Annotated in this window: 5 protein-coding genes and 1 pseudogene; 1 reads left to right on the top strand and 5 read right to left on the bottom strand. The window is 72.0% G+C overall.

Annotation, left to right across the window (positions count from 1 at the left end):
- The coding region (locus tag L1885_RS20115) for an MHYT domain-containing protein (RefSeq protein WP_235798559.1) at positions 1-813 on the bottom strand (813 nt) is incomplete at its 3' end.
- 511 nt (positions 814-1,324) lie between these two features.
- Here L1885_RS20115 and fdhA point away from each other — a divergent pair.
- Complete coding sequence (gene fdhA, locus L1885_RS20110) at positions 1,325-2,554, top strand: formaldehyde dehydrogenase, glutathione-independent (protein WP_235798558.1); 1,230 nt, start codon at positions 1,325-1,327, stop codon at positions 2,552-2,554.
- A gap of 238 nt (positions 2,555-2,792) precedes the next feature.
- Here the strand turns inward: fdhA and L1885_RS20105 are convergent, their stop codons facing one another.
- From L1885_RS20105 to L1885_RS20090, 4 genes and pseudogenes are all read right to left on the bottom strand, one after another.
- Positions 2,793-3,410 (bottom strand): poly-gamma-glutamate hydrolase family protein, encoded by a 618-nt coding sequence (locus tag L1885_RS20105; protein ID WP_235798557.1) that lies wholly within the window; start codon positions 3,408-3,410, stop codon positions 2,793-2,795.
- A gap of 94 nt (positions 3,411-3,504) precedes the next feature.
- The gene (locus L1885_RS20100; protein WP_235798556.1) at positions 3,505-5,787 is read right to left on the bottom strand and encodes a tetratricopeptide repeat protein; all 2,283 of its coding nucleotides are present in this window, start codon (positions 5,785-5,787) and stop codon (positions 3,505-3,507) included.
- A gap of 459 nt (positions 5,788-6,246) precedes the next feature.
- A complete protein-coding gene (locus L1885_RS20095; RefSeq protein ID WP_235798555.1) occupies positions 6,247-6,888 on the bottom strand; it encodes a nucleoside/nucleotide kinase family protein in 642 nt (213 codons plus the stop codon).
- Between the two features lie 107 nt (positions 6,889-6,995).
- Positions 6,996-7,177: pseudogene (locus tag L1885_RS20090) on the bottom strand (transcriptional regulator); the annotation flags it as partial.

Below are 7,177 nucleotides of genomic sequence, written 5' to 3'. Positions count from 1 at the left end.
GCCGCCCCCGCCGCGCACCGGGCCCCGCGTGCGGGCCAGGGAGGCCTGCGGGGCGGTCGTGCGGTCCGGGGCGGCGGCCCCCGCGAGCAGCTGCGGCTCGAAGACCATGACCAGGCCGGCCAGCACCAGGAAGGCGACGGGCCCGGCGAGCATGGGCAGCAGCGGTCCGAGGTCGGTGCCGTCCCCGGCGCCGGAGCCGGCCGCGGGATCGGCGAGGCGGACGTGGGAGCCGGCCATCGCCAGGTAGTGCATGCCGGTCGCGGCACCGCCCAGGCACGCGACCGCCGCGAGGTGGGCGAGCACCCCGCGGTGGCGCGTGGTCGCGTACAGGGCCGCCACCGCCGCGGCGACCGCGACGGCCACCGAGGCGACCACCGTGACCGTGCTGTACTCGATCCGGCCCTGCAGCCGCATGCCCGCCATGCCGAGGTAGTGCATGCTCGCCATGCCGAGGCCGGTCAGCGTGCCGCCGGTGGCGAGCGCCATGCGCGTGGCGCCCCGGTGCCCGACGACGAAGAGGCCGGCGCCGATCATGACCATGCCGGCGCCGAGGCTCGCGAAGACGGTGGGGGCGTCGTAGCGGATGCCCACCTGGTCGACGGAGAAGCCGGTCATCGCGACGAAGTGCATGGTCCACACGCCGCAGCCGATGGCGATCGTGCCCAGGGCGAGCACGGCGGGCCGCCAGGGGGCGTCCTTGCGCAGGGCCGGGGCGGTGCAGCGCAGGCCGAGCGCACCGCCGAGGCACGCCATCAGGAAGGCGACGACGGGCGTCACGAGGCCGTAGCTGAATCCGTTGACGGTGCCCTGCATCCTGCGGTGCCCCTCCACCCCTCGGCGTCCCGGTCGGGCCGGTGCTGACGCGCCGGCTCCGGGCGAGACTAGGACGGTCCGCCCGGTTAGCAAAGTCCGTTGCGAGTGGCGGCTTCAGCGACGGTCTGCACGAACCGTGAAGAATCGGCGGGATGCACGGTGGTCGCGGCCGCCCGCGGGAAGGCCGCCGGATCCGGGGCACGGCGAGGAGCCCCCGGCGGTCCGCCCGGCCGGTCCGGGGCCCGCCCCCGGCACCTCGGCCCTCGGCGACCCGAGCGGCATCGTCCGAGGTCGCGAGGGGTTTCGCGGCGGCACGCACCCCCGGCGCGGCGCCCGGCGCGGCCGTCACGGCGCCGGGCGGCCGGATCCGCACGGCGTTGTAGACCCCCGGGACCGGCTCTACTGTGAAATCGAACACAGAACGTCGTGAGTCAGGGCTGCGGCAAGCGCCGCATCAGTACTGACGGCATCGGCCGTAGAGCGCGAGCTTCCGAAAGGACGGCGATTCGGCATGGCTGGAGGAAACAGGGCAGTCGCCTACATCGAGCCGGGCGTGGTGGAGGTCCGCGACACGGACTATCCGACGCTGGAGCTGAAGGACGGGCCCGGTGTGGCCAAGGAGAACGCCGGCCGGATGTGCCGGCACGGCGTGATCGTCAAGATCCTCGCGACCAACATATGCGGCAGCGACCAGCACATGGTCCGCGGCCGCACGACGGCCCCGGAGGGCCTCATCCTGGGCCACGAGATCACCGGCGAGGTGGTCGAGCGCGGACCGGACGTGGAGTTCGTGGACGTCGGCGACATCGTCTCCGTACCGTTCAACATCGCGTGCGGGCGCTGCCGCAACTGCAAGGAGCGGCAGACGAGCATCTGCGAGAACGTGAACCCGGGACGCCCCGGCGGCGCCTACGGCTACGTCGACATGGGCGGCTGGGTCGGCGGCCAGGCGAGGTTCGTCATGGTTCCGTACGCGGACTTCAACCTGCTGAAGTTCCGCGACAAGGACGCGGCGATGGACAAGCTCCTCGACCTCACGATGCTGTCGGACATCTTTCCGACGGGCTACCACGGCGCCATCACCGCCGGTACGGAGGTCGGCTCGACGGTGTACGTGGCGGGCGCGGGCCCGGTCGGCCTCGCGGCGGCCGCCGCGGCGCAGCTGATCGGAGCGGCCGTCGTCATCGTCGGCGACATGAACCCGGAACGACTGGCCCAGGCACGCAGCTTCGGATGCGAGACCGTCGACCTGACGCAGGGCAAGCTGGAGGACCAGATCGACCAGATCCTCGGCGAGCCCGAGGTGGACGCGGCGGTCGACGCGGTCGGCTTCGAGGCCAAGGGACACGGCAAGGGCGCGGGCGAGGCGCCCGCGACGGTCCTCAACTCCCTGATGGGCACGGTCCGTGCGGGCGGCGCGCTGGGCATCCCCGGCCTGTACGTGACCGACGACCCGCGCGGCGTGGATGCGGACGCGCAGACCGGGACGCTGAGGGTCCGCCTCGGACTCGGCTGGGCGAAGGCCCACCGCTTCTACACCGGCCAGACGCCGGTGATGAAGTACCACCGCCAGCTCGCGCAGGCGATCCTGCACGACAAGGTGCAGATCGCCAAGGCGGTGAACGCGACGGTGATCTCGCTGGACGACGCCCCGCGCGGCTACGAGGAGTTCGACAAGGGGGCCAGCCGGAAGTACGTGCTGAACCCCAACGGCGCGCTCGACCACGCGATGGCGGCGTAGCCCCTCACCACGCGGCGGCCCGCGTCCGGACGGCGTACGCGCCGCTTCGGGCGTGGGCCGCGGCGCGCGCGGGGCGCGTGTGCGGGGCAGGGCGTGGGGTCGGGAGACGAAGCGCAACCGCTCGGATTGTCGGCGGCGACGGCCCGACGCGCCACTCCGCCGTCTGCGCGGCTTCCTCCCTGCCCGCTGCGGATGCGCGAACCGGCCGCCGCGCCCCTCTCCTCAGGGCTCCGCGGAGTCACCCCTGCGCCAGGAGGGCGAGTTCGGCCACGCCCTGCGTGATTGCCCGCGTGACGGCCCCGAAGGGGGACGGCGCGTCGGAGTCCGACCGCTGCGTCCGAGCCGTGCTCGGCAACTCGATCTGGACTCCGCCGTGCCGCGCCAGATTCACGGGATTGCGCGGGTGGAGACCGCGAAGCCCGCGTGGAATCTCGTCCAAGTCCTCCACTACCTGGAACTGGTCGTCCAGATCCCGCATGTGCCTTCCCAGAACCCCGGCAGCCGTTCGGTTGACGCCTCCCAGAAAGATGGAAGGCGGATTGTGGGAGCGGCCGTGTCCGTGCAGTGAGACGACGAAATCCGCGTGACTCAGAAACGAACTCATGGCGTCGCAATCGGCAGCGCTCATCCGGTGCGAGGGAACATGCGTGGCCGGACGCCACGGCTGTGTGAAGGACAGGACGGAGGCACCCGCGCGATCGGCGACGGCATGGGCCATCTCGGCGGTTCCCGCTTCGATCGTCCCGTGAAGCGCCAGCACTCCGATTCGAGAACGCCGTCGGAAGGACGCAAGGAAGCGGGTGCCCGCCACCACGACCTCGTGTGGCTGCACCGACGCGAATGCGGTCTGCTTCACTGAGTCTCCTCTCGGCTGCGCTCCAGCAATCCGGCGACTGCACCACTTGACACGATTACCCACTCTAGTGAAGACGTCGCATGGCAGCGTTTCTTCACTGTCGGGCCTGCCAGATCACGAGCTCCTGCTGTGTGCGTATCGTTCCCGGATGCCGGTCGCCCTGTACGCGTGACCGGTCGGCGAGCAGGGAGGCGAGTTGACGGGCCGCCTCGGCCGGGTCTCCCGACTGCCCGATGAACCGGGCCAGATTGTGCCGCGCCGAAAAAGTATGCGGATGATCGGGACCCAGCACCCTCACCCGATCCGCCAACAGCACACGAAGCTGCACGACCGCCCCCGCAGGATCACCCGCCTCGCCCATGAACCGCGCCAGAGCATGCCGCGTCGTCAACGTCTGCAGATGGTCGGATCCGTAGATGCGCTCCTGGTCCGCGAGCAGGGAGGCGAGTTGACGGACCGCCTCGGCCGGGTCTCCCGACTGCCCGATGAACCGGGCCAGATTGTGCCGCGCCGAAAAAGTATGCGGATGATCGGGACCCAGCACCCTCACCCGATCCGCCAACAGCACACGAAGCTGCACGACCGCCCCCGCAGGATCACCCGCCTCGCCCATGAACCGCGCCAGAGCATGCCGCGTCGTCAACGTCTGGTGATGATCGTGCCCCAGCACCCGTACCCGGTCTCTCAGCAGGTCCCGCAGCTGCGCGGCCGCTCCGGAGGGGTCGCCTGCTTCGCCCGTGAACCTCGCCAACGCGTGGCGCGTCGTCAAAGTCAGGGCGTGCTCGGGGCCCAGAACCCGCGCGCGGTCCGCCACCAACTCGGGCAGGAGGGCGACGGCGCCCGCCGGATCTCCGGCCAGTCCGAGGCATGAGGCGAGGTTGTACCGGATCGCCAAGAGGTCGGGATGGTCGGCTCCAAGGGCCGCGCGGCGCACCAGGGCTGCCTGATTCAGGTCGGCCGCTTCAGCGGGGTGCCCCATCCGCGCCGTGGTCTCGGCCAGTGCCAGGTCGGCGTTGGCGATGCCGGCCGCGAAGGCCCTCGTAAATGCTGTTTTCGCTCTGTCGTATTGATAGGAGGCGAGAGCTGTCTGCCCCATGTCGAAGGTCTCGCCGTCGGTGGCAGCGTCCAGCAGGCCGTCCCAGACACCGTCCGGGATCGGGCCCAGCTCCGGAAGGTCCACCAGGTAGTCGAAGGCCCAGTAGCGTCCCTCCCCGTCACCGATCAGCATGCTGCTCGCCCCGTTCGGATGCGCCGGCTGCTGCGACCACACAAGTCCGTCGGCAAAGGGCTCGGGGCGGAGAGCCGCTCCCCCGCGCAGGTTGAGGTGATGCTGATGAAGCCGACGCAGCAGGGCCGCGGTCAGGGGCCGGTGAATACCGGCTCTGCGGGCGTCGACGGCGACAGCGACGAGCGAGGCTGCTCGAGGATGCAGTCCCGGCGCCCACGCGTTGCGCCAGCGAAGAGCGAGTTCTGGACCGGCGGCGAGTGTTTCGGCCACTCCGAATGCGCCCCGCGTTCCGAGGGCCCGCGCTATTCGGGGATCTCGCGTGTAGGCGCGCGCTCGCTCGTGTTCGCCGTCCGACCACGGCCGGTCGAGCCTCACCCGGTGCGCCTGACGCACGACGTCCCGCCCGGTGCGCCACACCTCCCGGTCGGCGGAGAGCTGACCGGTCTCCTCGTGATCGCCGTAGAGTTCGAGTTCCTGGCTCCGCATCGTCGCGACGACACACCGGCTGCGACCGTGCAGAAGTCTGGTCAGGGTGGGCACCGTGACGCCTCCGGGCCCGAGAAACCGCTCGAGATCGTCGAGCCACACCACGCAGCGCTCGCTCTCGAGAGCCAGGGGCAGGACACTCGCCAGCGCGTCGCGATCGGCAGGGCAGGCAAACATGTGGTCGGGGAGGACGAGACGCACGGCTTCGAAGGCGGCACGTGTCTTGCCGGCCGTCGACTCACCGACCAGCATGACGAATCCACCGCGCTGGATCGCCCCCCGCACCTCGGCATCCGCGTCACGCGGCACATACGGAGGGACCCGGTCCTCCGTTCCGCCGCTGTACAGCGCCTCGGCGGGGTGGACTCCCACACTGACGGCGTCCGTGACATCGCGGACCCGAGGCAGTCCGCCGTGGCGGGTCGAGGCGTTTATGGCATTGCCCAGGTCATGCGCGGCCTGTGATCGCTGTTGCAATCCGACGGTGACGAGGGACAGGCCCACTCCCGAGACGGTTGCCGCGGCGGCGCCCAGAACGACGGCCACCGGTCCGGGCAGCCACACCTTCGAGAGGACCGTCACCGCCGATCCGGCCAGGGCGAAGAGACCGACGTGCCGCCAGGAGCGGCTTCGACGCCACCACGTCCTTGCCGAGGTCCACATGGGCACTCCAGAGAGGGCTACGGCGCAATCGCATTCCCGCGCCCGGTACCAGCGTGGGCCCCAGACGACCGGGCCCACGATAAGGGGTGTCCAATGGTTTGCGGCAGTTCCCGGCCGACTGCCCCTTCCGGACGGCCCGAGGCCGACGGCCTCATCAAGTGGTCATCCGAGGAGGCCACTTGAGGCACATGGGCGGCAGGCCCGGATCACCTGCCGCGCCACGCCGAATACCCGGGCCCACGGCCACCTCCGTCCCTCGGCGCCGGCCGCAAGGCCCCGCCCCGTCCCGGGCCCGGCGTCGCCCGCCCTCGGTGGTCGATCAGATCGACGCGGCACACGTGGTGTTGGCAGGGCCTGTCGCGGCACGAAGAGGCCCGGCAGGGCCCCCTCCTTCCGCCGGAGGAGGTGCCCAGGAGGCGGCCGGTTCGGCTTCGTCCGATCGGCGCCCGGCCGGCCCCGTCAGTCCGGCAGGCCTGTCCAGGCCGGATGGTCCGGGCGGTCCGCGCGCACGACCACGTCGGCCGCGGCGCGCGGGTCGGTGTCGGCGCCGTAGCGCTCGAAAGCGGGCAGGGTCCAGCGCTGTTCGGGCGGGGTGAGGCGGTGCAGGGCGGCGGGCGAGAGGTCCAGATGGACCGTCAGGTCGAAGGGGAACCACTGGCCCAGGAGGAGCGGCCCGTGCAGCAGGAGTACGCCGCCGGGCGGCAGTTCGACGGGCTCGCTGCGGGTGGCGCGGTCCGTGGCCGGGTCCCACAAATCCGGCAGGACACGCCCCGAGCCGTCCGGGTCGAGGGGGCCGAACACCTCCCGCCACAGCGCCCCGGTGTCGTACCAGCCGCCGTAGTAGGCGTCGGGGTCCTCGCGCCCGTACTCGAACCTCAGGGAGGCGGGGCGCAGGAAGCCCTCCGTGTCCACCACGAGTGTGGGCCTGCCGCGCAGGGCCAGGGCCTCGGCGAGTGCCGCCGCCGGGCGGCCGGTGCCGGCCGCGGGGGCGCCGTCGAAGCCGACACGCAGGCGGGAGGCGCCGTCCCGCGGCTCGGTCTTGAGCAACCGGTCGGCCAGGGCGTCGGTCAGCCGTTCCCACGTGATCGCTTCGAGTCGCACCCGCCCATCCTCCCTCGCCGGCGCGGTAGCCGCCGAACCGCCACGACCGCCTCCTACCCCGGCGGCAGCGGGCGGCCCCGCACCGCCGGGAGCGCCTCCGCCCGGTGTCACTCCCCCCGCAGCGTCTTCGCGAGCGGCCCGTCCCCCAGGACCGCGGCCGATCCGGCCCCCAGCGCGTCCGCCAGGGCGAGCGCGCCTCCGCACAGGGCGCGGCAGGTGGGGGCGTCGAGCGCGAGGACGGCGTCGGGGCCGTCCGGCACGGGCCCCTCGCCGTACGGGGACCGGTGCG

Origin of the sequence: Streptomyces fuscigenes (genome assembly GCF_021556455.1) — a bacterium.
Classification (GTDB): domain Bacteria; phylum Actinomycetota; class Actinomycetes; order Streptomycetales; family Streptomycetaceae; genus Streptomyces; species Streptomyces fuscigenes.
The sequence above is the reverse complement of the archived record's forward strand: the minus strand, read 5'-3'. Positions and strand labels throughout refer to the sequence as shown.

Excerpts from the sequence above, each read along its gene's own strand:
- fdhA (WP_235798558.1), top strand. The coding sequence starts at position 1,325 with ATGGCTGGAGGAAACAGGGCAGTCGCCTACATCGAGCCGGGCGTGGTG.
- L1885_RS20100 (WP_235798556.1), bottom strand. The coding sequence starts at position 5,787 with ATGTGGACCTCGGCAAGGACGTGGTGGCGTCGAAGCCGCTCCTGGCGG.